This is a genomic window from Kaistella solincola (genome assembly GCF_000812875.1).
In the GTDB taxonomy this organism is placed as follows: domain Bacteria; phylum Bacteroidota; class Bacteroidia; order Flavobacteriales; family Weeksellaceae; genus Kaistella; species Kaistella solincola.
In genome coordinates this window covers 471,015-495,527 of sequence record NZ_JSYK01000002.1, presented here as the reverse complement: position 1 = coordinate 495,527, position 24,513 = coordinate 471,015, and the positions used below count along the sequence as shown (strand labels likewise).

Annotated in this window: 23 protein-coding genes and 2 tRNA genes; 8 read left to right on the top strand and 17 right to left on the bottom strand. The window is 40.9% G+C overall.

Annotation, left to right across the window (positions count from 1 at the left end; all coding sequences use genetic code 11):
- Positions 1 to 61 precede the first annotated feature (61 nt).
- A complete protein-coding gene (locus OA84_RS03335) occupies positions 62 to 445 on the bottom strand; it encodes a group III truncated hemoglobin (RefSeq protein ID WP_039342238.1) in 384 nt (127 codons plus the stop codon).
- A 214-nt stretch (positions 446 to 659) separates the two neighbouring features.
- Here OA84_RS03335 and OA84_RS03325 point away from each other — a divergent pair, with 214 nt between their 5' ends.
- Positions 660 to 1,154: a YkgJ family cysteine cluster protein gene (locus tag OA84_RS03325; RefSeq protein ID WP_039342233.1), complete on the top strand. Its 495-nt coding sequence runs from the start codon at positions 660 to 662 to the stop codon at positions 1,152 to 1,154.
- A 157-nt stretch (positions 1,155 to 1,311) separates the two neighbouring features.
- Here OA84_RS03325 and gdhA read toward each other — a convergent pair whose 3' ends face one another.
- The 3 genes from gdhA to OA84_RS03310 all read right to left on the bottom strand — a co-directional run bounded on the left by gdhA (position 1,312) and on the right by OA84_RS03310 (position 4,763).
- A complete protein-coding gene (gdhA, locus tag OA84_RS03320) occupies positions 1,312 to 2,670 on the bottom strand; it encodes an NADP-specific glutamate dehydrogenase (RefSeq protein WP_039342229.1) in 1,359 nt (452 codons plus the stop codon).
- A gap of 183 nt (positions 2,671 to 2,853) precedes the next feature.
- Positions 2,854 to 3,963 carry a DNA-processing protein DprA gene (gene dprA, locus OA84_RS03315; RefSeq protein WP_039342225.1) on the bottom strand — a complete coding sequence of 370 codons (1,110 nt, stop codon included), beginning with the start codon at positions 3,961 to 3,963 and terminating at the stop codon, positions 2,854 to 2,856.
- Between the two features lie 29 nt (positions 3,964 to 3,992).
- Positions 3,993 to 4,763 (bottom strand): rhomboid family intramembrane serine protease, encoded by a 771-nt coding sequence (locus OA84_RS03310; RefSeq protein WP_039342222.1) that lies wholly within the window; start codon positions 4,761 to 4,763, stop codon positions 3,993 to 3,995.
- A gap of 147 nt (positions 4,764 to 4,910) precedes the next feature.
- Between OA84_RS03310 and OA84_RS03305 the strand changes: the two genes are divergently transcribed.
- Both OA84_RS03305 and OA84_RS03300 read left to right on the top strand, forming a co-directional pair.
- On the top strand, positions 4,911 to 6,020 hold the full coding sequence (locus tag OA84_RS03305) for a DUF3078 domain-containing protein (protein ID WP_039342219.1): 1,110 nt from the start codon (positions 4,911 to 4,913) through the stop codon (positions 6,018 to 6,020).
- 146 nt (positions 6,021 to 6,166) lie between these two features.
- Positions 6,167 to 6,943, top strand: a complete 777-nt coding sequence (locus OA84_RS03300; protein ID WP_039342216.1) for a DUF4382 domain-containing protein — start codon at positions 6,167 to 6,169, stop codon at positions 6,941 to 6,943.
- Between the two features lie 46 nt (positions 6,944 to 6,989).
- Here OA84_RS03300 and OA84_RS03295 read toward each other — a convergent pair whose 3' ends face one another.
- The 8 genes from OA84_RS03295 to OA84_RS03260 form a co-directional block, all read right to left on the bottom strand.
- Positions 6,990 to 8,525, bottom strand: coding sequence for a YifB family Mg chelatase-like AAA ATPase (locus OA84_RS03295; protein ID WP_039342213.1), 1,536 nt, complete (start codon positions 8,523 to 8,525; stop codon positions 6,990 to 6,992).
- 178 nt (positions 8,526 to 8,703) lie between these two features.
- Positions 8,704 to 8,778, bottom strand: a tRNA-Val gene (locus OA84_RS03290).
- A 39-nt stretch (positions 8,779 to 8,817) separates the two neighbouring features.
- A tRNA-Val gene (locus OA84_RS03285) sits at positions 8,818 to 8,892 on the bottom strand.
- Between the two features lie 52 nt (positions 8,893 to 8,944).
- Positions 8,945 to 10,183 (bottom strand): bifunctional folylpolyglutamate synthase/dihydrofolate synthase, encoded by a 1,239-nt coding sequence (locus OA84_RS03280; RefSeq protein ID WP_039342210.1) that lies wholly within the window; start codon positions 10,181 to 10,183, stop codon positions 8,945 to 8,947.
- Positions 10,184 to 10,210: 27 nt separating this feature from the next.
- On the bottom strand, positions 10,211 to 11,044 hold the full coding sequence (locus tag OA84_RS03275; RefSeq protein ID WP_039342738.1) for a hypothetical protein: 834 nt from the start codon (positions 11,042 to 11,044) through the stop codon (positions 10,211 to 10,213).
- 32 nt (positions 11,045 to 11,076) lie between these two features.
- Positions 11,077 to 11,475, bottom strand: coding sequence for an ExbD/TolR family protein (locus tag OA84_RS03270; RefSeq protein WP_039342207.1), 399 nt, complete (start codon positions 11,473 to 11,475; stop codon positions 11,077 to 11,079).
- On the bottom strand, positions 11,475 to 12,155 hold the full coding sequence (locus OA84_RS03265; protein WP_039342204.1) for a MotA/TolQ/ExbB proton channel family protein: 681 nt from the start codon (positions 12,153 to 12,155) through the stop codon (positions 11,475 to 11,477). Before OA84_RS03265 ends, OA84_RS03270 begins: the two co-directional genes overlap by 1 nt.
- A 91-nt stretch (positions 12,156 to 12,246) precedes the next feature.
- Entirely contained in the window at positions 12,247 to 12,708 is a 462-nt protein-coding gene (locus tag OA84_RS03260) for a hypothetical protein (protein ID WP_039342201.1), read from the bottom strand.
- A 171-nt stretch (positions 12,709 to 12,879) separates the two neighbouring features.
- Between OA84_RS03260 and OA84_RS03255 the strand changes: the two genes are divergently transcribed.
- The 3 genes from OA84_RS03255 to OA84_RS03245 all read left to right on the top strand — a co-directional run bounded on the left by OA84_RS03255 (position 12,880) and on the right by OA84_RS03245 (position 17,511).
- Complete coding sequence (locus tag OA84_RS03255) at positions 12,880 to 14,673, top strand: DUF885 domain-containing protein (protein ID WP_039342200.1); 1,794 nt, start codon at positions 12,880 to 12,882, stop codon at positions 14,671 to 14,673.
- Positions 14,674 to 14,883: 210 nt separating this feature from the next.
- Positions 14,884 to 17,127, top strand: a complete 2,244-nt coding sequence (locus OA84_RS03250; protein WP_039342197.1) for a PAS domain S-box protein — start codon at positions 14,884 to 14,886, stop codon at positions 17,125 to 17,127.
- 6 nt (positions 17,128 to 17,133) lie between these two features.
- Positions 17,134 to 17,511 (top strand): response regulator, encoded by a 378-nt coding sequence (locus OA84_RS03245; protein ID WP_039342195.1) that lies wholly within the window; start codon positions 17,134 to 17,136, stop codon positions 17,509 to 17,511.
- A gap of 2 nt (positions 17,512 to 17,513) precedes the next feature.
- On the opposite strand, the gene nth is transcribed toward OA84_RS03245, so the two are convergent.
- Positions 17,514 to 18,131: an endonuclease III gene (gene nth, locus OA84_RS03240; RefSeq protein WP_039342192.1), complete on the bottom strand. Its 618-nt coding sequence runs from the start codon at positions 18,129 to 18,131 to the stop codon at positions 17,514 to 17,516.
- Positions 18,132 to 18,163: 32 nt separating this feature from the next.
- Between nth and bcp the strand changes: the two genes are divergently transcribed.
- Positions 18,164 to 18,616, top strand: a complete 453-nt coding sequence (bcp, locus tag OA84_RS03235) for a thioredoxin-dependent thiol peroxidase (RefSeq protein ID WP_039342190.1) — start codon at positions 18,164 to 18,166, stop codon at positions 18,614 to 18,616.
- A 2-nt stretch (positions 18,617 to 18,618) separates the two neighbouring features.
- Here bcp and OA84_RS03230 read toward each other — a convergent pair whose 3' ends face one another.
- The 4 genes from OA84_RS03230 to OA84_RS03215 all read right to left on the bottom strand — a co-directional run bounded on the left by OA84_RS03230 (position 18,619) and on the right by OA84_RS03215 (position 23,304).
- On the bottom strand, positions 18,619 to 19,839 hold the full coding sequence (locus OA84_RS03230) for an aminotransferase class V-fold PLP-dependent enzyme (protein ID WP_039342187.1): 1,221 nt from the start codon (positions 19,837 to 19,839) through the stop codon (positions 18,619 to 18,621).
- 78 nt (positions 19,840 to 19,917) lie between these two features.
- Positions 19,918 to 21,057: a serine hydrolase domain-containing protein gene (locus OA84_RS03225; RefSeq protein WP_156965025.1), complete on the bottom strand. Its 1,140-nt coding sequence runs from the start codon at positions 21,055 to 21,057 to the stop codon at positions 19,918 to 19,920.
- A 98-nt stretch (positions 21,058 to 21,155) separates the two neighbouring features.
- Positions 21,156 to 22,697, bottom strand: a complete 1,542-nt coding sequence (locus tag OA84_RS03220; RefSeq protein ID WP_039342184.1) for a glycine--tRNA ligase — start codon at positions 22,695 to 22,697, stop codon at positions 21,156 to 21,158.
- A 232-nt stretch (positions 22,698 to 22,929) separates the two neighbouring features.
- Positions 22,930 to 23,304 (bottom strand): hypothetical protein, encoded by a 375-nt coding sequence (locus OA84_RS03215; RefSeq protein ID WP_156965024.1) that lies wholly within the window; start codon positions 23,302 to 23,304, stop codon positions 22,930 to 22,932.
- A gap of 200 nt (positions 23,305 to 23,504) precedes the next feature.
- Between OA84_RS03215 and OA84_RS03210 the strand changes: the two genes are divergently transcribed.
- Positions 23,505 to 24,512: a quinone-dependent dihydroorotate dehydrogenase gene (locus tag OA84_RS03210; RefSeq protein ID WP_039342181.1), complete on the top strand. Its 1,008-nt coding sequence runs from the start codon at positions 23,505 to 23,507 to the stop codon at positions 24,510 to 24,512.
- Position 24,513: the final 1 nt, after the last annotated feature.

The window sequence follows — 24,513 nt, the reverse complement described above, 5'->3', positions numbered from 1 at the left end:
AACCGCCCGATTTTCTGGTTTTAGCTTAATTGCTGTTGCAAAACTTTAAGCACTTTTCACCTCAGGAAAGTTTGCGCGCAACTTCCATTTTGTGGCCCATGAGATTTGCAATATTCGTGGCTTTATAAATGGCAAGTTCCGCCATTTCACCCGTAAAATTTTCCTCCACGGTTTCCGTCCAGAGTTTTATCCAGTGTGCAAAATGAAATTTTTCAATCGGAACCTCAGCATTGATGGGAAAATGTTTCGACATCGGGTTGCCTTTGTAAGAAATCTGTCCGAAAAGCAGCGTTTCCCAAAAAGAATACATTTTCGGCAAGTGGTGCGACCAGTCAACCTTCGCCACATCATTGAAAAAGAAGCCAATCGTCGCGTCTTTCTGCACCTTTTCGTAAAAAAAATTCACCAGGTTTTCAATATCTTCCCGGCTTTCTAATTGTTTCATGATGCAAAATTAGTCAAATTTTTAATGCGGAAAATTTGCCGTTTTCAGGGCGTTTTTTTTCGGGCGGACATTTCGTGCTATCCGCTATTACTCCTCGGTTGGCGGCTCCGCTTCGCTCCGCCGCCGCCCTGCGGGGTAGCCGCTGCTATCACGGCCGCGGTTTTTGGCTGCTAATCAGGCATTTTTTTAAAACTTTTACCCGTATTTTTGCAAAATGGATTTAGAGTTTTACAAACAGCAGGCACTCGCCAAAAATAAGGAACACCAAAAGTTTCTCGCCGGCCTGAAGAAAAAACCGCCACGCAACCTAGATTATCTTGCGCAGGAAACCCACGACGAGGTTTTCAGCAAGGTAGATTGTCTGCAGTGCGCCAACTGCTGCAAAACCACCGGACCGCTTTTCACCGAAAAAGACATTGAAATAATATCAAAAAATTTCCGGATGAAGCCGGCAGAATTTGAAGCGAAATATTTGCGCACCGATGAAGACCAGGACAAAGTTTTGCAAAATCTGCCGTGTTGGTTTTTGAATGAAGACAACACCTGTTCAATCTACGAAATCCGGCCCAAAGCGTGCCGCGCATTTCCGCATACTGACCGCAAAAAGATTTACCAGATCAATCATTTAACCGTGAAAAATACGGTGATCTGTCCCGCCGCTTTTGAATTTGTAGAACGCATGCAGGAAAAAGTCCTGAAAAATAAATAGCGGAAATTTTTGAAAAAAATGCCCATTTAGAGGCAAATTTTTAAATAATAAAAAGCATTGAAAATTCAATGCTTTTTATCCTTTCACTTTACTTTTTCTCCCATTTCCCCGGGACAGGTTTATAAAAAAAGCCGGCAAAAACCGGCTTTATTTTTATTTAGACAACACCTTGCGCAAGCATTGCTTCAGCTACTTTTACAAATCCGGCGATGTTTGCGCCTTTTACGTAATTCACGTAGCCGTCTTTATCTTTACCATAATCGCTGCACGCTTTGTGAATACCGATCATGATTTCTTTTAATCTCATATCAACTTCTTCGGAAGACCAGTTCAGCCTGATGGAATTTTGCGTCATTTCCAAACCGGACGTGGCAACACCACCAGCGTTCGAAGCTTTTCCCGGGGAGAATAAAACTTTATTGTCAAGGAAATAATTGATTGCGTCCAAAGTTGAAGGCATGTTTGCCGCTTCGGTTACACAGATTACTCCGTTTGCGACAAGCATTTCAGCATCTTCTAAATACAGTTCGTTTTGTGTAGCAGCCGGGATTGCAACGTCACATTTCACTTCCCACGGACGTTTGCCAGCGAAGAATTTCGCACTTGGGTATTTGGTTGCGTAATCTTCTGCCCTGTTGTTTCCGGAAGCGCGAAGTTGCAGCAAATAATCGATTTTATCACCGGAAATCCCGTCTTCATCGTAGATGTAACCATCTGGTCCGCTGATTGTTAAAACCTTTCCGCCTAATTCGGTTACTTTTTTTACCACGCCCCAAGCTACATTTCCGAAACCTGAAACAGCGAAAGTTTTCCCTTTAATATCCTGTCCGATTGTTTTGAGCATTTGCTCGCAGAAATATACCACACCGTAGCCAGTAGCTTCCGGTCTGATTAGCGAACCACCGTAGGCAAGACCTTTTCCGGTAAGAACACCTGTAAATTCATTTCTGATTTTTTTGTACTGTCCGAACAAATAACCGATTTCACGTGCGCCTACACCGATATCACCAGCTGGAACGTCGGTTTCAGGGCCGATGTGTTTGCAAAGTTCGGTCATGAAGGCCTGGCAGAATCTCATAATTTCCATATCGCTTTTGCCCTGCGGATCGAAATCTGCGCCACCTTTTCCACCGCCCATTGGCAATGTAGTCAGCGAGTTTTTAAAAGTCTGCTCGAAGGCCAAAAACTTAAGAACGGAAAGATTTACAGTTGGGTGAAAACGGATACCACCTTTGTATGGTCCAATAGCAGAATTCATCTGAATTCTAAATCCTCTGTTCACCTGAATTTCTCCGGAATCGTCAACCCATGGTACACGGAAGATGATTGTTCTTTCCGGCTCCGCCATTCTTTCCAGAAGTTTTTTACCGTCATATTGGCTATGAGCGGCAATAAACGGGATCACGGTAACAGCTACTTCTTTTACGGCTTGAAGAAATTCTGGTTCGTTTGGATTTCTCGCTTCAATGTCTGCGATGAAGTCCTGGATTTTTTGTTCTACATTATATTGTTCCATAAAAAGGTGTTATTTTACAAACAAATTTAATTTTTTTTTAAAAACTTTAGCTACAAAATTTCATCTTTTCAGAAATTCATATAAACCCTAAAATCCCTAAATTAGCGGTAAAGAAAGTGTTTTTTAGGTGCGGAAAAACCAATGTAATGCTGTGAATGGTAAATTCTTATAAACGGTAAAAAACTACAAAAGCAAATATTGTCTGCCGGAAAGTGCACGAATGTATCCTGAAATTTCCAGTTCGAGCAAATCAGGCAAAATTTTATAAGAAGGCAATTTTAGGTTTTCGGAAATTTCATCCAGAGAAAGCGGAATCGACTTATGAAGTTGATCTAAAATATCCTGCTGATTTTGGGGCAAAAGCAACCTAATTTCCGAAGACGGAAAAAGTTCGCCGGTTTTTTCTTTTTCCCTGTTGTAACCAAGTTCTGTAATGAGACCGGAAATGGTGGAAATTGCGGTAGCTTTATTTTGAAATATTAGCTGGTTGCAACCCTGGCTGTATTTTTCGTCAATTCTACCGGGAAGCGCGTAAACGTCGCGGTTATAATTATTAGCAAAAGTTGCGGTACTTATGGAACCGCCGCCAAATGCGGTCTCTACCACAATTGTTGCCGGCGACAAGCCTGCAATGACGCGGTTCCGCTGAATGAAGTTTTCGCGGTCGGGTTTTTGTGAAGAATTGAATTCAGTTAAAAGCATTCCACCTTCAGCTAAAATTCTTTCGGCTAATCGGCGGTTTTTTGCCGGATAAAGGGTGTGAAAACCGTGCGCTAAAACCGCGACGGTCGGCAGAGAATTTTGTAGCGAAATTTCATGAACTTCAGAATCTACACCTAATGCTAAACCGCTTACTGTTGCTACACTTTGCGCTTTGATTTGATGCAAAAAATCGTGGATAAAGCTTTTTCCATAAGCAGAAATATTCCGCGTTCCGACAATGCTCACGAAATTTGCGGTTTTTGCTAAATTTCCTTTTTGGTAAAGAATGGCGGGTGCGTCATCACAGGAATTTAAAAGTTGAGGTAAGTCTCCTAAATGGCGGAGGTTAATTTTAATATCATGTTTTTCGCAAAATTTAATTTCCTGTCCCGCGAAATGCAAATGCTCTTTATTTCCGATTTCAAGCGCTATTTTTTTGCCGATACCGAAAATGTTCCGCAAACCGGATTTTGACAGTTGCCAAACCTGCTTCGCAGAGCCGGCTTCGTTTATCAGCTTCTGAAAAATGACATCGCCAATAAGCGGGCAGCGGCGAAGCGCGATGGAATATAAAACCTCTTCGGAATGCATGCGAAAAATTTTTATAAAAATATCAAAAATTATTCATTCCGGCGGATTTTATCCAGGTGATTCCAGACGGTATCTTTCTTTTTTTGAGGTAGTTCCAGAAAATCATCAGGGTGATTTTCTTTATATTCCTGCCAAAGTTTGTCGTCTTTTTCGCTGTAATAATTTGGAAATTCCCAGATAAATTTCAGTTTACGCTCACCGTTCTTCCGGAAAACAAAAGCCATGATAATTCCGACAACCGCGCCCGATAAATGCGACTGCCACGAAATTCTGCTCGGTTCCTCAAGGTGAGAAAATAATTCTTCCGGCAAAACGCCCCAAATTAAACTTCCGTAATACAGCGCAACGACCATGGAAACAGTGAGGAATTTCATATTCCAGCGGAAGACGCCGCTGAAAAACAGAAAAAAAGCCAAAACATACACAACTCCACTGGCACCGATAATACAAACCTGATTATATTCACCGGTAAAAATGTCGATCGGCGGCAGGAGCCAAACTAAAAAACCGGTAAGAACCCAGCCGACAATAAAAACTTTTTTAGCGATAAACGGATAGAATTGAAAAAGCAGAAAAATAAGCACAAAAATAGGCACAGAATTTCCGAAAATATGCTCCAAACCGCCGTGTAAAAAAGGTGAAAGAAAAATTCCTTTCAAGCCGTATGGACTTAAGGGAATAATGGCGCCGGAACATCCGCTGAACCACCCCAAATTCTGCAGCAGAAAACCAAACCACATCGCAGCGACCACCAGTGCGGCATACAGGACAGCGGAAAAGTTTAGGGTTTTATCAGACATTCGGTGTTTTTGTCAAAACTTTGACCAAAAAATAATTGAAGAAAATATGGCTAATACTTTTCTAAATGTAAAAAAAATCGGCCAAATAATGCCAAGTTTTGGATTTCCGGTTTTTAATTTTAAATAGTTGTCTTATTTTTGCTGGCTATGAGAAAATTATTGGTACTCGTGTCGCTGTTTCTTGCCGTAACTGCTTTTTCGCAAGAGGAAAAAAGTATTCTCGCAGAAATCGACTCTATTTCGCAAAACCGCTGGAAAGCCCGCGCTTTGGATCTCGACAGCTTAGCGGACCCAAAATTCGAAAAATTTGAAGTAAAGTTTAAAGATACTTTGGTCATCAAAGATAAAACTGCAATAATCCCGGAAAATGAGGAGATTCCGGTGACCCCGTACAATCTTCTTCAACTGAAAGATCCGATAAAATGGTTTTATTACGGCCAGAATAATTTGGTTTTCAACCAGTCTTCCTATTCGAACTGGAATTCCGGAGGAAACAACAACATCGGAATTATCGGTAAAATCAACTACAACCTCAGCTACAAAAACCGCCGACACTTTTTAGACAATAATATTCAGCTTGGTTATGGTTTTGTAGCTTCGCAAAATGAAGCTTCGCGGAAAACAGAAGATTACATAAACATCATGAGCAATTACGGTTACGATGTTGGGAAAAATTTCTACCTTTCTACGGGTTTTCAGTTTCTGTCGCAGTTTGCAGCCGGATATAATTATTCTGCAACGCCGAATCCAACTTTTGCAGACCGAATTTCCAGGTTTATGTCACCCGGATATCTGTACGCCGGGCTCGGAATTTTGTATAATCCGAGTGAAAACTTTCAGGTAATTTTTCGGCCTGTAAACGGCAAATTTACCTTTGTTAATGATCCGCTTTTGCAGAAAGCCGGCAGATATGGTTTGGAACGTGATGGTCAGTCGGCACGTGCGGAACTCGGTGCCCTGGTGAATGTGCTTTACCGTTTGAAAATATACAAAGACATCAATTTGGTGAACCAGGTAAATTTCTTCAGCAATTATGTTTCGCATCCGGAGCGCGTGGATATTGCGTACAACGGTGCTTTAAATATTAAATTCAACAAGTTTATCACAACGGTCATCAGCTTGGATTTAATTTATGATCACGACCAACTGCAGAAACTGCAAATGAAGCAGACTTTAGGCGTTGGTTTTTCTTACAATCTTGGTTACGAATTTAAAGAGCGTAACAAAAAGCAAATCAAGCCGTTCGTTTCTAATTAGCACTTTTGCCGGCAATAAACTTCAGCTGGAAAAATCCAAAAATTTGCCGTTTTAAGGCGATAAAAAATATTTCGGCACTTTTTTCGTTTGAAAGATAATTCGATTGCTTAAATCTTAAATGATCGTTTAATCAAAACATAAAACAAATGAAAAATCTATTTCTGGCGCTCAGCGCAACGCTTCTGGCATTCACATCCTGCCAGAACGACGGGACTTCTGATGGAAATGCATCTTTAAAAGTGCACCTAACCGACGCTCCGGCGAAATACGACAAGGTAGAAGTTGACATCCAGAAACTGGAACTTGGAAAATCCGATGCTGAATGGTCCACGTTAAACATGGCTAAAATAGGAATCTATAACCTTTTGGATTTAAATAATGGCGTAGATGTACTTTTAGGTGAAACCGTTTTACCGGCTGGCGCTGTTACGCAGATGCGAATGATTTTAGGTACAGAAAACTACGTAACTGTTGATGGTGTACGTTATCCGTTGGCAACTCCTTCTGCGCAGCAGTCCGGAATTAAATTAAACTGGAATCAGACTTTACAACCAGACGGCGCTTATGAGATCTGGTTAGATTTTGATGCTGACAAATCTGTGGTAAAACAAGGGAACGGTAATTATTTGCTGAAACCTGTAATCAGAATTTTCAGTAAAGAAACCGATGGTCAGATCAAAGGTTATGTAGCGCCGGCGGAAGCACAAACTACGGTTAAACTTCTGAACGCGACAACAAACGAAGAAATTATGACTGCGATTCCGGAAGCAAACGGATATTTTATGTTGCGCGGTATTCCGGAAGGCAACTATAAACTGATGTACGACGCTTTGGACACCACGAATTATAAAGATGTTACACAGGATGTAACGGTGACTTTTGGAAAAGTATTAGACCTTGGCACTAAGACTTTAATAAAATAAATGCTTCTCCAAAAGTAAAAAAATTGCCTGCTTAAGCAGGCAATTTTTATGTATTCCAAAACTCTCGGTCCAGGCTTCGGTATTGTATTGCTTCGGAAATGTGTGCAGGATTTAATTTTTCGATGCTTTCGAGATCAGCGATAGTACGTGCGACTTTTAAAATCCGGTCGTAAGCGCGCGCGGAAAGATTCAGTTTATCCATCGCAGTTTTTATAAGCTGCTGTGAAGCTTCGTCGAGTTCGCAAAACTTCTCAATTTCTTTTGGTCCCATTTGCGCGTTGTAATGTATTGCTGAATCTTTATAGCGGTTAGTTTGAATTTCGCGAGCAAGTAAAACCCGCTTTCGGATGTCATTGCTTTGTTCACCTTTTCGGCGGTCTGCAAGCTGGTCGAATTCCACTTTTTGAACTTCAATGTGAATATCGATCCGGTCCAGCAACGGCCCGGAAAGTTTATTCATATACCGCTGCATTTCAAAATGTGATGAAGTGTTGTTCGGATCATCCGGAAAAAAGCCGCTCGGACTGGGATTCATGCTTGCGACGAGCATAAAACTTGCGGGATAATTCACCGTGAATTTGGCGCGGGAAATAGTGACTTCGCGGTCTTCCAGCGGCTGGCGCATGACTTCCAGCACGGTTCTTTTAAATTCCGGCATTTCGTCCAGAAAAAGCACGCCGTTATGTGCTAATGAAATTTCGCCCGGTTGCGGGTAGCTTCCACCACCGACTAATGCAACATCCGAAATCGTATGATGTGGGCTGCGAAACGGCCGAACGGTCATTAATGAAGTTTCTGTACCGATTTTACCGGCTACCGAATGGATTTTTGTGGTTTCTAAAGCTTCACGTAAAGTCAAAGGCGGCAAAATTGTCGGGACACGTTTTGCAAGCATGGTTTTTCCGCTGCCCGGCGGTCCGATGAGAATAATATTATGTCCGCCCGCTGCCGCAACTTCCATCGCACGTTTTGCGGTTTCCTGACCTTTCACCTCCGAAAAATCATTGGGAAAAAAGTGTATTTTCTCCTGAAATTCTTTCCGGATATCGATGGTTGTTCTTTCCAGCGGTTTTCCATCATTAAAAAAATCGACAACTTCTTTAATATTATCAACGCCGTAGACTTCTAAATCACTGACGATTGCGGCTTCACGGATATTCAGTTTCGGTAAAATAATCCCGCGGAAACCCTCTTCTTTGGCTTTAATGGCGATGGGCAAAACCCCTTTAATCGGCAATAAACCACCGTCCAACGAAAGTTCTCCCATAATGATGTAATCACCGATGTTTTCAGCTTTAATCTGCTCGGAAGCGGCAAGAATCCCCAGCGCGATACTGAGGTCGTAAGCTGAACCTTCTTTCCGAAGATCCGCTGGCGCCATATTGATGGTAATTTTTTTGCCCGGAATTTTGAAGCCGATATTTTTCAGCGCGGCAGAAATTCGATAGCTGCTTTCCTTAATAGCGTTGTCCGGCAAGCCGACGAGATGATAACCAACGCCGCCGGTATCCACATTCACCTCAATAGTAATGGTTTGCGCGGAAACACCGTGGATGGCGCTGCCGTAAATCTTTACTAACATCCTTTGTGATTTTAGATAAAATTAGTAAAATATTATAAAACAAAAATAATGATTTTCAGATTGTTAAAAAGGAAAAGTATGCCGCTAAAAGGGCTGATTTTTCAGGTTTAAAAGAAAGCCGTTTTCATCAGCAAAAACGAAAAATCCTGCCAAACAGCAGGGGATTTCTTTGTAAGTGTGGGCGGTACTGGGTTCGAACCAGCGACCTCTGCGATGTCAACGCAACGCTCTAAACCAACTGAGCTAACCGCCCGGAAATAAAAAAACCTCAGACAAGCTGAGGTTTTTTTTGTGGGCCCTGAGGGATTCGAACCCCCGACCCTCTGGGTGTAAACCAGATGCTCTGAACCAACTGAGCTAAGAGCCCGATACCGTCATTGATTTCTCAAATTTTGGTTCGGCAAATATACAATGTTTTTTTATTTCTCCAAATTATTTTCTAAAAATTCTCCCACTACAAAGTTGCTGCCGCCGACAAAAATCATTTCGTCTTTTTTAAGTTCCTGTCTCGCAAAAAGATAGGCATCCTGCAGATGATCAAAAATTTTATAATTAATTTTAAATTTTTTCAGCAATTCTTCATAATCCTTCGGGTGTCTACCGCGGTTGTTATTTGGTTTAATGAAATAATTTGCCGCATTACGAGGCAAAATTTTCAAAACACCTTCAATTTTCTTCTCTGCGACAAAACCAAAAATCAGGTGCTTAAAGGCCGGAATTTCGTTAAGTTGCTCAAAAACAAGCTCTAAACCCGCAAGGTTATGTGCAGTATCGCAAATGATTAGCGGATCTTCGGAAAATTTAAACCATCGGCCGATAAAGTTTGTATTTTTTTGGACGTTTAAAAGGCCTTTTTTTACATTTTCGTCTGAAATTGAAGTTCCAAGTTTTCCCAATGCCTGAACTAATGCCAAAACAACCCGAATATTTTTTGACTGATAATTTCCTTCCAGGTCGGATTTTAAATTGGTTCCAAAAGCTGTAGCATCGATAAACGGTGCGTTTTCTATCTCGGCTTTAGCTTTAATGATGTTTTTCACCACATCATTTTCATCACCAGAAACTATTGGGATATGTGGCTTGATAATTCCTGCTTTTTCGCCCGCGATTTCCTCCAAAGTTTCGCCCAAAAGTTCCTGATGATCCAGCGCCACGTTGGTAATTGCGCTGAGCATGGGCTTAATTATATTTGTGGAATCCAGTCGGCCGCCCAAACCCACTTCAATAATGGCGAAATCTACCTGGTTCTGGTAAAAATATTCGAAAGCCATCACTGTGGTAAATTCAAAAAATGAAGGTTTAAATTCTGACGGCAAACCGCGCATTTTTTTAATAAAATTAAAAACGAAATTTTTGTTGCAGTTTTCGCCGTTTATTTTAATTCTTTCGGTAAAATCGATGAGGTGTGGCGAGTTGTAAAGTCCGGTTTTAAAACCTGCTTCCTGCAAAACAGAAGCGAGCATATTACTGGTAGAACCTTTGCCGTTGGTGCCGCCAATGTGTATCATTTTCAGTTTTTCCTGCGGATTTCCGAAGATTTCACACAGCTTTTTTATGTTGTCAAAACCGGGTTTATATGCAGTTTTACCCTCCTTTTGGTAATTGGGCAATTGTGCAAAAAGCCAGTCGATCGCTTCCTGATATTCCTGGTTTGTCATGTGAGAAATTTTTGAAATTTCGCGGTTTTAGAAGGTAATGCTGTAGGTTCCGGTGGAGGAGGACGTAGCTCGTTCTGCTTTTACATAACGTTTCACCCAGCTTACTGAAGTTGAAACCACGCAAGCATCTGAAACACCACCGCTGCGTCTTGCGGAAACCACGTTTCCGGCTTTGTCTACAGTATACGCTATGTTAATGGTGCCACTTGCGCTACAGCTATGCGAAGGCTGCGCGCCACCGCGACCCATTGTTCCGGGAATAAAACCAACCAATTGGCGGTCAATTCCTATTTTGCTGTCGCCGTTTCCGTCACCGCCAAGAGGATCACCGGAATTTCCTGTTGTTCCGTCTGTTCCCTGCGTGCCGGTTTTGGTGCCGCGGCCTTTCAAAAGATTTCCAATTGCAGCCGTTCCTTTGCCGTCTCCGGTTCCGGTTTTTGCGTTTGGTGTAGTGGTTTTTGTCGCGGAATTTTTTGTAGGTGTTGTTTTTTTAGTTTCAGTTTTTACCGGTGTTTTGGCCGTTTTTTCTGCTTTTGGCGCTTTCACCACAGGATTGTTTCCGGTGATAATTTTTTCCGGAACCACAGGTTTTGCTACTTCTTCGGCAGGTTGCGGTTGGTCTACTTCTGCTGCTGCGGCTAAACTTCCTTCCTGATTTGCAGGTTCTTCCAGCTGCGCACCGTTTTGATTATCACCGAAATTGATGAGCATAGTGGTAAACTCGGCAGGTTTCTGGATTTCTTTGGTAAAGGAATAAAAGAAAATAAGCAAAAAAACCAGCACTGACAAGAGAAAAGTGATAATCAGGCTTTTCGTGCGGTCTTTCTGTTCGTTTTTTTTATGTTGAAGAATGTAATTCATAATACGGAATTCTTTCTGCAAGAATTGATCGTCTAGTTTTCCTGGATGGTAGCAATTGCTAAATTAAACCGGTGCATTTCCGCAATTCCCATTACGAATACCACATCTTTGTGTTTTGTATTTTCGTCTGCACGGATGGTGAAAGAGGGATTTTCTTCACCTTTTAAGGTATTTACCAAATATTGCTCCAGTTCGCTTTTTCCAATAGGTTTATCATTAACAAAATAGTTGCCGTCTTCTTTAATTGTAACAACGGCCGGATCTTGTACACTCGCGTTCGTGGTGTCTGCGCTTGGTAGTTTCACTTCAATTGAACTTTGGCTGATGGCAGAACTTGTAATCATGAAAAAGATGAGTAACAGAAAGATAATATCTGTCATCGAAGCCATGCTAAACTCGGCGTTTACCCTGTTTCTTCTTTTCAACTCCATTATAGTGGCGTATTTAAAGTATCCAGAAATTCATTCACATGAGTTTGAATTTTCAAAACCAAACGGTCCACATTGGTCACCAAAATATTATAGAAAAAATAGGCAGGAATACCCACGATTAAACCAACTGCCGTGGTTGCCATTGCGGTATAAATTCCTGATGCCAAGAGTTTTGGACTTACTGCGCCTGTAACGTTTGAGATTTCGAAAAACGCCATGATCATTCCGACAACCGTTCCTAAAAACCCGAGCATCGGAGCTGCACCCGAAGCTGAAGCTAAAATATTGAGGTTTTTTTCGAGTTTAGAAACTTCCAGTTGTCCCTGATTTTGCATCGCGTTTGAAATATCGGAAATCGGGCGTCCGATTCGGGCCAAACCTTTTTCAATCATCCGCGCTTCGGGAGAATCTAAAGTTTTGCAATAATCAATCGCGGTGGTAATTTTACCTTCCTGCACGAAATCTTTAATATTTTCTAAAAAGTTCGGCGTTTCTTTCGAAGCTCTTTTAATGAAGAAATACCTTTCAAGGAAGATATAAAGTGCTAAAATTCCCAGTAAAAATATCGCAATCATAATGATATTTCCCAGCATGCCGCCGCCAAATAGAATTTCCCAAAGCGAAAAAACGTGCTTTTCTGTGGTGGTTGTGGTGATTGGTGTGGGAGTTTGTAAAAACATGAGTTTATTTTAGATTAAAAATGGAACGGCAAAATTACCGTAATATTACGGATTAAGGCGAAAAAACAGAAAACGGTCTGGAAATTAGGACTTAATCTTCATCAACAACAATTTCATCCGGTTTGAAATTGCACTTCAGTTTAAAAGGAATGGATTCTGAACTTCCGGTATAAAAATCATCGATATTTCCTTCCCAGAAAAGCTCCAGTACGCCCTCAGCATTGTTCCGGAAAGAAAGTTTGCTATTAGAAAGGTAAGCGTCGTCGTCATCGAAAAGGTCTACCGCCGTGTAGGTTTCATCCTCACTGTCTTCAACCGTAAGGCATTTACCACATAATTCACCATCCGCGACCGGAAAATCTGAAATGTTGAGCGCGATCTGCGGAAAATGATATTGCAGCGAATCGTCATCTACATGATCCAAAGAATCATCGGTGATAATTTCTACTTCCAGCAAATGTTGCGTATTACTGTAAACGGCTTTGCAATAGGTACTTTGGATGTGATATTTCAGGGTTTCATCCGGGTGGTAGATTTTCAAAATCCCTTTCATTGCTAAAGAAAAAAAAGTGTTAATGTTTATAAAACTTAGTGAACAAAGATAAAAAATTGCACGATTGCGCAAAATTTTTAAAGTTTTTTTTCGTTTTGCCTTCCACGACGCATTTTATTGTTCGAATCTTTATTCAAAAACATTAATTTAGCATCACAAAATCCATTTTAGATGAAAAATTCTTTTTACGTCATTCTTTTCTCTATCACTTATTTATTCGGTGCTGTAGCATGCAAAAAAACCGATTCGCCTTTAACTAAAGTCACACCGGTTTCAATTGATTCTATCGCCGCAAATTATTACGAACAATATCTGAAACTGTATCCGCTCGAAGCCACAGCACAAGGCGATCCAAGGTATAATGATCAGCTACCGAATAATATTGATAAAGATTTTATTTCCGGAGAAATTTCGTTTTACGCTTCAGTTCAAAACCAGCTAAAAAAAGTGGATTATGACGGTTTGAATGACAATGATAAAACAGTTTACGATGTTTTGGATTATACTTTAAAGGATAAAATTGAACGCTACGCTTATCATCCGGAATATATTCCGTTCACGCAGTTCGGTGGTTTGCCTTTGGACTTTCCGCTATTGGGAAGTGGTGAAGGAAGTCAGCCCTTTAAAACCGTGAAAGATTACGAAGATTGGTTGAAAAGAATGGAAAAATTCCCGGAATGGATGGAAACCGCGACTGAAAATTTCCGCACCGGAATGAAAAACGGCATCGTTTTACCAAAATCTTTGGTGGCAAAAATGATTGTTCAGATGAACGCCGCCGAATTAACAGATCCGTCTTTAGAAAAAAATATTTTTTTCGGCCCGATCCGTAATTTTCCGAAGAAATTTTCAGCTGCTGAAAAAGAACGATTCACCACGGAATACGGCAATGTAATTACCAAAAAAATCATTCCGGCTTATACCCAAATGGGAAGTTTTCTGGAGCAGGAATATTTGCCGAAAGCACGGACAACAGACGGAATTAATGCTTTGCCGAAGGGAAATGAAATCTACGCTTATTACGTAAAAAGCTGGAGCACCACCGGAAAAACTCCTGAAGAAATCAACAAATTGGGTTTGGAGCAGGTGGCGATGCTGCGTGGTGAAATGGAAAAAGTAAAAAAAGAAGTTGGTTTCGAAGGAACTTTAGAGGAGTTCATCACTTTCGTGAAAGCGGATCCGAAAGCGATGCCGTACAAAAATGAAAAAGAAATTTTGGCTGCTTTTAACGGCATTTTAGAGAAAATTAAACCTAAACTCGGTGCAATGTTCGGCGTAAATCCGAAAACACCTTTTGAAATCCGGCAAACTGAAAAATTCCGTGAAGCCACCGCGAGCGCTGAATACATTCAGGGAACACCAGACGGAAAAAGACCGGGGATTTTCTATATTCCCATTCCGGATCCCACCAAATTTAATGTGACTTCCGGTATGGAATCTCTGTTTTTACATGAAGCAATTCCGGGACATCATTATCAAATCTCGCTTCAGCAGGAAAATTTGCAGCTGCCGAAATTTATGCGTTTTGGCTGGTTCGGTGCTTATGGTGAAGGTTGGGCGCATTACTGCGAAACTTTAGGACCTGAGTTTGGTCTGTACACCGATCCGTACCAGAAAATGGGTTATTTAAGCGACCAAATGTTGCGTGCGGTGCGGCTTGTCATCGACACAGGTTTACATACCGGAACGATGAACAGAGAAGAAGCTATCAAATATTTCCTCAGCAATATTTCCTACGATGAGGGCAGCGCGACAGCGGAAGTTGAAAGATATATGGCGATGCCCGGACAGGCCGTGAGCTACAAAATTGGCTCATTGAAAATGCGCGAATTGCGCACGCTGTACGAAAAGCAGTTAGGCAGCAAATTCAACTTGGCAAAATTTCACCAGGAAATTCTGAATCAAGGTTGTTTACCACTGGATGTACTGGACCGCAAAATGAGTTTGTGGGCAAAAAAGCAGTGATAAAACAGTAAATTTTGTAACTTTATAATCCGCAGCGTTTTTCTGCGGATTTGCTTTTTTTCGATTATCATCAGTAAACACCATAATCTTTTAGCAGGTTTACCACCGAAAAGTCTTTATGAATGTTTTTTTATTTGATCTTTTGAAATTATTTTAGGAAAGGATTAAATAAAATATGTATTTTTACCGGTTAAAAAACAATTTTTGTTTATGGAGGCAAACTTTCCTCATAATCAGCTTTCACTGAAAGAACATGTTTTAGAAAATGTAATGCAGAAAACACCGTTTGGTTTTTCTCTCGTTAATGAGGATTATATTTTCGAATATGCGAATACTGCATGGCTAGACATCGTTCAGAAAACCAGTGAAGAGGTTATCGGGAAAAATATGTTTGAACTCTTCCCGGAGACTGAAGATCAGCTTCTTTCCATTTTTGATAATGTAAAACGTACCGGGCAACCCTTTTATGCGCCGGAACACAGCGTGCGTCTCAAAAGAGACGGCGTGCTTCAGGACGTGTATTTCAATTTTGTATATCAGCCGATTTACGGTGACAGTGGCCAGTTGCAGTATTTTGCTACCGTTGTTATTGAAGTTACTGATTTGGTGGGGATTCGCAGCAAAATTCGCGACGAAGAAGAAAGACTTCGTTTAGCAACCGAAAGCTCCCACACCGCGACCTGGGATCTCAACCTGAAAAACAGCGACATCATCCATTCGCCGTATTTAACCAAAATTTTCGGTTACGAAGAAGATGAAAAGCTCACGCATGAACAGTTAAAAAGTCATCTAATAGATTTTGACCGTGTAAATATCGTGGAAAAAGCATTTGCTAAAGCTTTAAAAACGGGAATTTACAAATACGAAGCCCGGATAATCGACAAAAATGGTGAGCTAAAATGGATTTTTACCAACGGTAAAATTTTCCGTGACTCGAAAGATGAACCGACTAGGATGTTGGGCGTCATGCAGAATATCACTTCAAGAAAAAACAATGAAATTCTCCTCCAAAAAAGTCACCATCAGTTAAACACCGCGCTGGAAGCGACCAAACTCGGCCGGTTTGATATGGATTATGAGACGCAAAGAAAATATAATTTTTCTGCGCGCTCGCTCGCTATTTTGGGATATGACCCGGAGACAGAAACCATTCCTTCAAATGTTTTTGAAAAACATATTCACCCGGACTTTGCGGAGGCGCGCAGCGAAGCTTTAAAAAAGGCAAAAGAAACCGGCGACCTTTTTTACCAGTGCAAAATCATATTGCGAAGTGGCGAAATAAAGTGGGTTGAAATTTACGGGCGCTTGATGAAGAATTTGGGTGAAACCAAACCATATATCTCAGGAACGATCCGCGATATTACGACTGTTAAAGAATACGAAAAAAATATCAAAGAAAGCGAAGAAAAATATCGCTTTTTAGCGGATGCTATTCCTCAAATTGTGTGGCTTGCCGAAAGTGATGGAAGCCTGACCTACTTCAACCAGGCAACTATGGATTATTCCGGCCTCAACTATAAAAATATGTTGGAGGCCGATGGCTGGCTGGATTTAATTCATCCGGATGAACGCTGGGAAAACAAACGCCGATGGTTAAAAAGTGTTTCCCAAAAAATACCCTATTTCAACGAACACCGTTTCCGGAATAAAAATGGAGAGTTTCGCTGGTTTCTCAGCCGCGCGATTCCGCACTTCGATGAAGCCGGCAAAGTAGATAAGTGGGTGGGCACAAGTACGGACATTGATGACATGAAACGCCAGGATCAGCATAAAAACGATTTCATGAAAATCGCTAATCACGAGCTGAAAACGCCGGTAACAACCATTAAAGGTTATGTGCAGCTGCTGAAAAAAATGCGTGGTGATTCCGAAGACAAATTTTTGGTAAATACCTTAAATACCATCGAAAACCAAATCAATAAACTAAACGGTTTGATGGGCGATCTTTTGGATATTTCCAAAATTGAATCCGGCCAGTTGCCGCTTCATAAAAATGTGTTCTCCCTTGTCAAACTTGTCACAGAAACCATCGAAGACATAAAAGCAGCGCACCACACACACCAAATAAACTTTGAACTGCGCCACATTTCAGATATTGAGGTGTTAGCAGATAAGCACCGCATAAACCAGGTGCTCAATAATTTGCTAACCAACGCCATTAAATACTCCCCAAATGCCACAAAGGTGGACGTGGAGCTTCTCGTGGAAGAAAATTGCGCAATTGTTTCTGTCCGAGACTACGGAATTGGGATGGATGTAGAAGAGCTCACCAAAATCTTCGACCGTTTCTACCGCGTTTCGGGTAAAGATGAAATGACCTTTCCGGGATTCGGCATCGGGCTTTTCATTGTTAAAGATATTATGGACCGCCATAACGGAAAAATATGGGTTGAAAGCCAGAAAAATAAAGGAAGTAAGTTCTCTTTTTCACTGCCGCTGAAAGAAAATGTATAGAAAAATATGAAAATATTGGTTGTTGATGACAACAAAGATATTTGTATGCTCATCGAAAGTATTTTGCTCGCTGATGGATATGATGTGGAATCATGCTGCAATCCTGCAGAATACAAGGAAAAACTCACCAAATCCATACCGGAACTTATTATTACAGATATGCTGATGTCGGGTTTTGATGGACGGACTTTAACCAAGGACGTGAAAAAAAACGAGGCAACTGCTGATGTAAAAGTGATGCTGATGTCTGCGCATCCGGATGCCGGCAGAATTTGTGAAGAAATCGGGGCTGATGACTTTCTTGCAAAACCCTTTGAAATTGATGATTTAGTAGATAAGGTTCAAAATCTTTTAGCAAAAAACCCGGAATTAAAGGCGAAATAATTCTACTCAAATAGCATTTTTGTTATAAAGTCTTTCTCTTTATTTCCCCGCGCCGGCGAAAATTCTCTGCCGTAGTAAATAATTTGCAGGTGAAGTTTATTCCAGCTGTCTCTCGGAAATGATTTTTTAGCATCTTTTTCAGTTTCCACCACATTTTTTCCCGACGTCAGTTTCCACTGGATCATCAGCCGGTGAATGTGCGTATCAACCGGAAAAGCCGGAACTCCAAATGCCTGGCTCATCACGACAGATGCAGTTTTGTGGCCCACACCCGGCAGCGCTTCCAGTTCTTCAAAACTCTGCGGTACAATTCCCTGATGTTTTTCCACTAAAATTTCGGCCATTCTGCGCAGATTTTTTGCTTTTGTATTGCTTAGCCCGATTTCCTTAATTAAATATTTAATTTCGTCGACTTCAAGCTCCTTCATTTTAAACGGATCGCCGGCAACTTCGAAAAGTTTCGGTGTAATTTGGTTTACTTTTTTGTCGGTAGTTTGCGCGGAAAGTGCAACTGCCACCAGTAAAGTAAAAGGATCCGTATGATCGAGCGGAATTCCGACGTTTGGATATAATTTTTCAAGTTCCGTTCTTACAATTTCCGCTCTTTGTTTTTTCAACATTTTAAAACTAAATTTGATCAAAATTAAACATTATGTTACAAGTAGGCGATCATTTACCGGAATTCGAAAGTGTAAACCAAGATGGTAAAACGGTAAAATCTGCCGTTTTTGCCGGTAAAAAACTGGTTATATTCTTTTATCCAAAAGCCAATACGCCGGGTTGTACAGCCGAAGCCTGCGACCTTAATGACAATATTTCGTTACTGAAAAAAGAAGGTTACGAACTCCTCGGAATTTCCGCAGATTCGGTTTCAGCACAGAAAAAATTTCATGAAAAATTTGGTTTTCAATATGATTTAATCGCTGATGAATCCAAAGAAATTTTAGAAAAATTCGGTGTTTGGCAGCTAAAAAAATTCATGGGTAAAGAATACATGGGAATCGTGCGCACCACTTTTATTTTTGATGAAAACGGCGTGTGTACGCGCGTCATCGAAAAAGTAAACACTAAAAATGCCGCAAAGCAAATCCTGAAAAATACGTGATTTTAGCCCAGCATTTTTTGCGCTTTCCGCACACCTTCTGCCAAAATATCAAGTTCGTCGAAGGTATTGTAAACCGCGAAACTCGCGCGGACCGTTCCGGCGATATTGAAAAATTCCATAATCGGTTGCGTGCAGTGGTGTCCCGTTCTTACGGCGATACCAAGTTTGTCCAGAATCATCCCGACATCCGACGCAATACCAATTCCTTCGAGGTTAAAGGAAACCACACCGGTGCGTTTCGCCTTTTCACCATAAATTTTCAAACCTTCAATTTCAAGCAGTTTTTTCTGGGCGTATTCCAGCAAAGCATTTTCGTGCTTTTGAATATTTTCGTGACCGATATTTTCCATAAAATCAACCGCTGCGCCGAGCGCGATATTTCCGCCAACATTCGGTGTCCCTGCTTCGAATTTAAAAGGCAAATCCGCGTACGTTGTTTTTTCGAAAGTACACGTGGCAATCATTTCTCCGCCGCCATGAAAAGGCTGTATTTTTCTTAAAATCTCCTCTTTTCCGTAAAGAATTCCGGTTCCCATCGGCGCGTACATTTTGTGACCGCTGAAAACAAAAAAATCACAATCCATTTTCTGTACATCGATTTTAAAATGCGGCACGGACTGCGCACCATCAATTACAATCAGCGCGCTGGAATTTTTCCGGGTTATTTCGATGATTTTTTCGATCGGGTTGATGACTCCAAGCGCGTTTGAAACCTGGTTAAAAGAAACAATTTTGGTTTTTTCGCTTAAATTATTTTCTAAAAAATCCAGCCGAAGAACACCGTTTTCATCCATCGGTATGACTTTCAGTTTCGCGCCGGTTCTTTCGCAAAGCAGCTGCCACGGGACAATATTCGAATGGTGTTCGAGATAGGAAATGATAATTTCATCATCTTCTTTAATGAAATTCGTCATCGAGTAGGCGATGAGGTTCAAACCTTCAGTCGTTCCTTTGGTGAAAATTACTTCAAAATCATTTTTAGCATTAATGAATTTTTGCACCTTTTTACGGGCAATTTCCATTTCTTCCGTCGCAAGTTGGCTCAAAGTGTGTATTCCGCGGTGAACATTAGCGTTGATTTCGGTGTAATATTTCTGCCAGGAATCTAAAACCGAAATTGGTTTTTGCGAAGTTGCGCCGTTATCGAGGTAAACCAAAGGTTTTCCGTTTACGGTTTGCGTAAGAATTGGGAACTGCGCGCGTATATTTTCAATGTCGAACATATTGCTTATTTAGAATGCTTCAAATTTACGCAATTTTTAATTGAATATTTCGTACAATCCGAGCGGCTAAAAAACAGTTTAATCGAAAATTTTAACGGCTTCGTGAACATATTTTTCCACTTCTTTCGGCCGGCCTTTTTGGTCCAGATTTTCATTTTTGTTCATTCCGGTGCGCACAATTACCATATTTTTTTCGGGAATAATGATGATGTATTGCCCATACAAACCGCGGAAATAATAATGCTTGGTTGCCGAATCGTTATTAATCCAAAGTCCCATTCCGTAAGCGCCATTTGATAATTTCGTGGGCATGTGCATTTCCTCAATAATACTTTTATTTAAAATCTGTTCACCATTAAAAATTCCGTCCTGCAGAAATAATTGACCCAGTTTTGCAAAATCGCGCGACGTTGCGTTGATGCAGCAAAATGTTTTTTCCATTCCGAAATCATCGGTATTCCATTCCGCGTTTTGCTCCATGCCGAGTGGCTGCCATAATTTTTCTGAAGCATATTCCGCAATAGTTTTATTTAATGACTTTCGCAATGCAAACCCCAAAAGTTGTGTGGCACCGGATTGATATTCGAACTTCGTTCCAGGTTCAGCTTTAAAGCCACGCAGCAAAACTGCTTCTTCCAGCGATTTGCCGTAATACGCTTTGGCATTTGGCAAAAAAGGATTGTTGTAATTTTCGTCCCAATTTAAACCAGCTTCCATTTCAGCAAGATTTCGTAAGGTTAAATTTTTACCAAACTCTATATTTTTATAATTTTCGAAGAAATCCGAAAATTTGGCGTTAAAGCCGGTAATTTTTTTCTCTTCAATGGCTTTTCCTACAAGCATTACGGTCACGGGTTTAGCCATCGAAAATGAATTGGTTTTCGAAGTCTGCATGTAGCCGTCCCAATATTCTTCGTGAACTAATTTTCCGTTTTTAATAACCAAAAAAGAAGCTGTTTTTGCATTTTTCAAATCCTCAACGAAATCTTTCGGTAAAGACTTTTTGTTATAAGTTGAATCTTTTTTCCACGGGATCGGAACGCCTTTCGCAATGGTGTGCGAGGGAAAATACGTTCCGTCGTCGATTGAAGATCCGGTGGTGCCGCGCAGATAAGTTTCGCGGATTCCTTTGAAAAGATAGCTGTAGCCAAAAGTGTACGACAAAGCAATTGCTGCCGCCACCGCCACCAGAAAACCCTGAAGTATTTTTTGCGCCATATTTTAACCTTTTTTACAAATTTAGAATTATAATCGGCATTTTTAGATAAAAAAAATTCCGGCCTAAAACCGGAAATTTTTTAAAAATATAAAAGTGCTTAAATCTTAGAAAGCAGGTTTCTGAAATTCGTTTTCTCGTCGATAATTCTGCGGAGATCTGCAACAGCAACTCTTTCCTGCTTCATCGTGTCGCGGTCGCGCAAGGTCACCGTGTTGTCGGTTAAAGAGTCGTGGTCGATGGTAATACAGAATGGCGTACCGATGGCGTCCTGGCGGCGGTAACGTTTCCCGATGCTGTCTTTATCTTCGTAAATCATGTTGAAATCGTATTTCAATTCATTGAAGATTTTTTCGCCATATTCGCCCAAACCGTCTTTTTTCATCAAAGGTAAAATCGCGGCTTTTACCGGTGCTAAAGCCGGCGGAAGCGAAAGAACGGTGCGTTCTGAGCCGTCTTCTAAAACTTCGTCTTTCAGACAACTCGAGAATATCGCCAAAAATAGCCGATCCAAACCAACCGAAGTTTCTACGACATACGGAACATAATTTTCATTTCTTTCCGCATCAAAATATTGCAGTTTTCTGCCGGAATGTTTTTCGTGAGCGCTTAAATCAAAATCAGTTCGCGAGTGAATTCCTTCCAGTTCTTTGAAACCAAACGGGAATTTAAATTCAATATCAGCCGCAGCATTCGCATAATGCGCCAATTTTTCGTGGTCATGAAATTTATAGTTTTCCTCGCCCAAACCTAAGGCCAAATGCCAGTTCAAGCGTTTTTCTTTCCATTCCTCATAAAAGCCAAGTTCAGTTCCCGGCGGTACAAAAAACTGCATTTCCATCTGCTCAAATTCGCGCATACGGAAAATAAACTGTCGTGCAACGATCTCATTTCTAAAAGCTTTCCCAATTTGTGCAATTCCAAATGGCAATTTCTGTCTCGAAGTTTTCTGCACATTCAAAAAGTTCACAAAAATTCCCTGCGCCGTTTCCGGTCTCAAATATAAATCTGTCGCCGAGTCTGCAGAAGCACCGAGTTTCGTTCCAAACATGAGGTTGAATTGACGAACATCGGTCCAGTTTTTAGAACCCGTGTCCGGATCAGCGATTTCCAGCTCTTCAATAAGTGCTTTTACATCGGCCAAGTCTTCGTTTTCCAAAGATTTTGCCATTCGCGACAAAATTGTTTTCTGCTTTTCACGGTATTCTAAAACACGGCCGTTGGTGCTTTCAAATTCATTTTTATCAAAGGCGTCACCGAATCTTTTCGCCGCTTTTTCGATCTCTTTTTTCGCTTTATCTTCCAGTTTTGCGCAATAATCTTCCAGCAAAACATCGGCGCGGAAGCGTTTTTTTGAATCTTTATTGTCGATCAAAGGATCATTAAAGGCGTCAACATGGCCGGAAGCTTTCCAGATCGTGGGGTGCATGAAAATCGCAGAATCAATTCCCACAATATTTTCATTCATCTGCACCATCGCTTTCCACCAATACTGTTTGATGTTGTTTTTCAGCTCTGCACCATTTTGTCCGTAGTCGTAAATTGCTGATAATCCGTCATATATCTCACTTGAAGGAAAAATAAAGCCATATTCTTTCGCGTGGGAAATCAGTTTTTTAAAAACATCCTCCTGTTTAGCCATTTTTTTTGAATTTGTGCAAAAATAGGGAATTTAATTCTCATTTCAGGAGCCGGGAACCTGCTTTGGCTACGCCGAACCACTTCGCTAGGTTTCCGCTGTATCTTTTGCTCCGCTGCGCTCTGCAAAAGGATGCCGCTTCAATCAGGCTATGGCTTTTGGGTTAATAAAAAAACTTCGGTAAAAAGAAAAGGGCAGAAAAATATTCCGCCCTTTTATATGTTTTTTCGTTTTCTTAGAAGTTGTAGCTCAAAGCCATGCCGTTGCTTGCAGTTTCCAATCTGAAATATGGTTGAAATGCGGTTGAACCTCCGTTTTCAATTTCCAAGGCTTTTTGGGCATTTTTATTAGCTGCAATCGCAAACGGAATTCCAATTCCCACCAAACCCGCACCCATTCCGACTACCGTCCAGCCGCGAGAGGGTTGGTTTTCATAAACCACGCCGTTTCTTACTTCCTGTTTTTTACCGCTTAAAGCCGGTATTATTCCAATGCCGATAAGAGAGCCGCCGCTGATCGCGAAAATCTGTCCTACAGTGTTGTTGGTTCTTGCTTTTTTGAAGGCTTTCTGTGCTTCAGGATTGCTGAAAACATCATTTGATTTACACATTTTGTAGGTTTGTCCGTCTTTTTCTAGTTTATTCCGGTCATAGAAACTTGTGAAAAAGCGGTTTGAAAGCTGAGGACAGCGCTTAACAGTAGAATTTTCTTCATAAAAATTTTTCCGGCTAAAAAAGGCAAATTTTTGAAACCACACAAATTGTTTTTTGCAGCACGCAGAAAACCTTAAATTTGCTAAACTTTTCTTCCATGTACAAAAGCATTATCCGCCCGATTCTTTTCAATTTCGATCCCGAAAAAGTTCATTATTTTACTTTTTCAGTTCTAAAAAATCTGCGCTTTTTACCGCAAATTTTTCTGCCAAAACCACTCGAAGATCCACGTCTGGAGCGCGAAGTTTTCGGTTTGAAATTTAAAAATCCTGTCGGTTTGGCGGCAGGTTTTGACAAAGACGCGAAGATGTTCCAGGAACTTTCAGATCTCGGTTTTGGTTTTATAGAAATCGGCACTTTAACACCAAAAGCTCAGGAGGGAAATCCGAAGAAAAGATTATTCCGACTGAAAGAAGATTCCGCAATTATCAACCGAATGGGTTTTAATAATGGTGGAGTAGATGCCGCTGTCGCTCGGTTAAAATCGAAAAAAAACGTGCTTATAGGCGGTAATATTGGTAAAAATAAAATTACACCAAATGAAGACGCGGTGAACGATTATATCATCTGTTTTGAAAAACTGTTTCCGGTTGTGGATTATTTTGTGGTGAATGTAAGTTCGCCAAACACACCCAACCTTCGTGAACTTCAGGACAAGGAACCTTTAACAAAACTGCTTGGTACATTACAGGAAATCAATTCCAAAAAGGAAAAACCAAAACCAATGCTGCTGAAAATCGCGCCCGATCTTTCTGATGATCAACTTTTAGAAATTATCGATATCGTAAAAGATACCAAAATAGCCGGTGTAATTGCAACCAATACGACGCTTTCGCGCGAAAATTTGGTGTCCGAAAATAAAAGCGAAACAGGCGGACTCTCTGGGAAACCTTTAACAAAACGTTCCACCGAAGTCATTAGGTTTCTTTCTGAAAAAAGTGAAAAAGCATTTCCGATTATTGGGGTGGGCGGAATTCATTCAGCGGAAGATGCACTGGAAAAACTGGAAGCAGGCGCCAGTTTAATTCAGCTTTATACCGGATTTATCTATGAAGGTCCGGAACTCATCCGGAAAATCAACGAGCAAATTCTGGAAAAAATGTAAT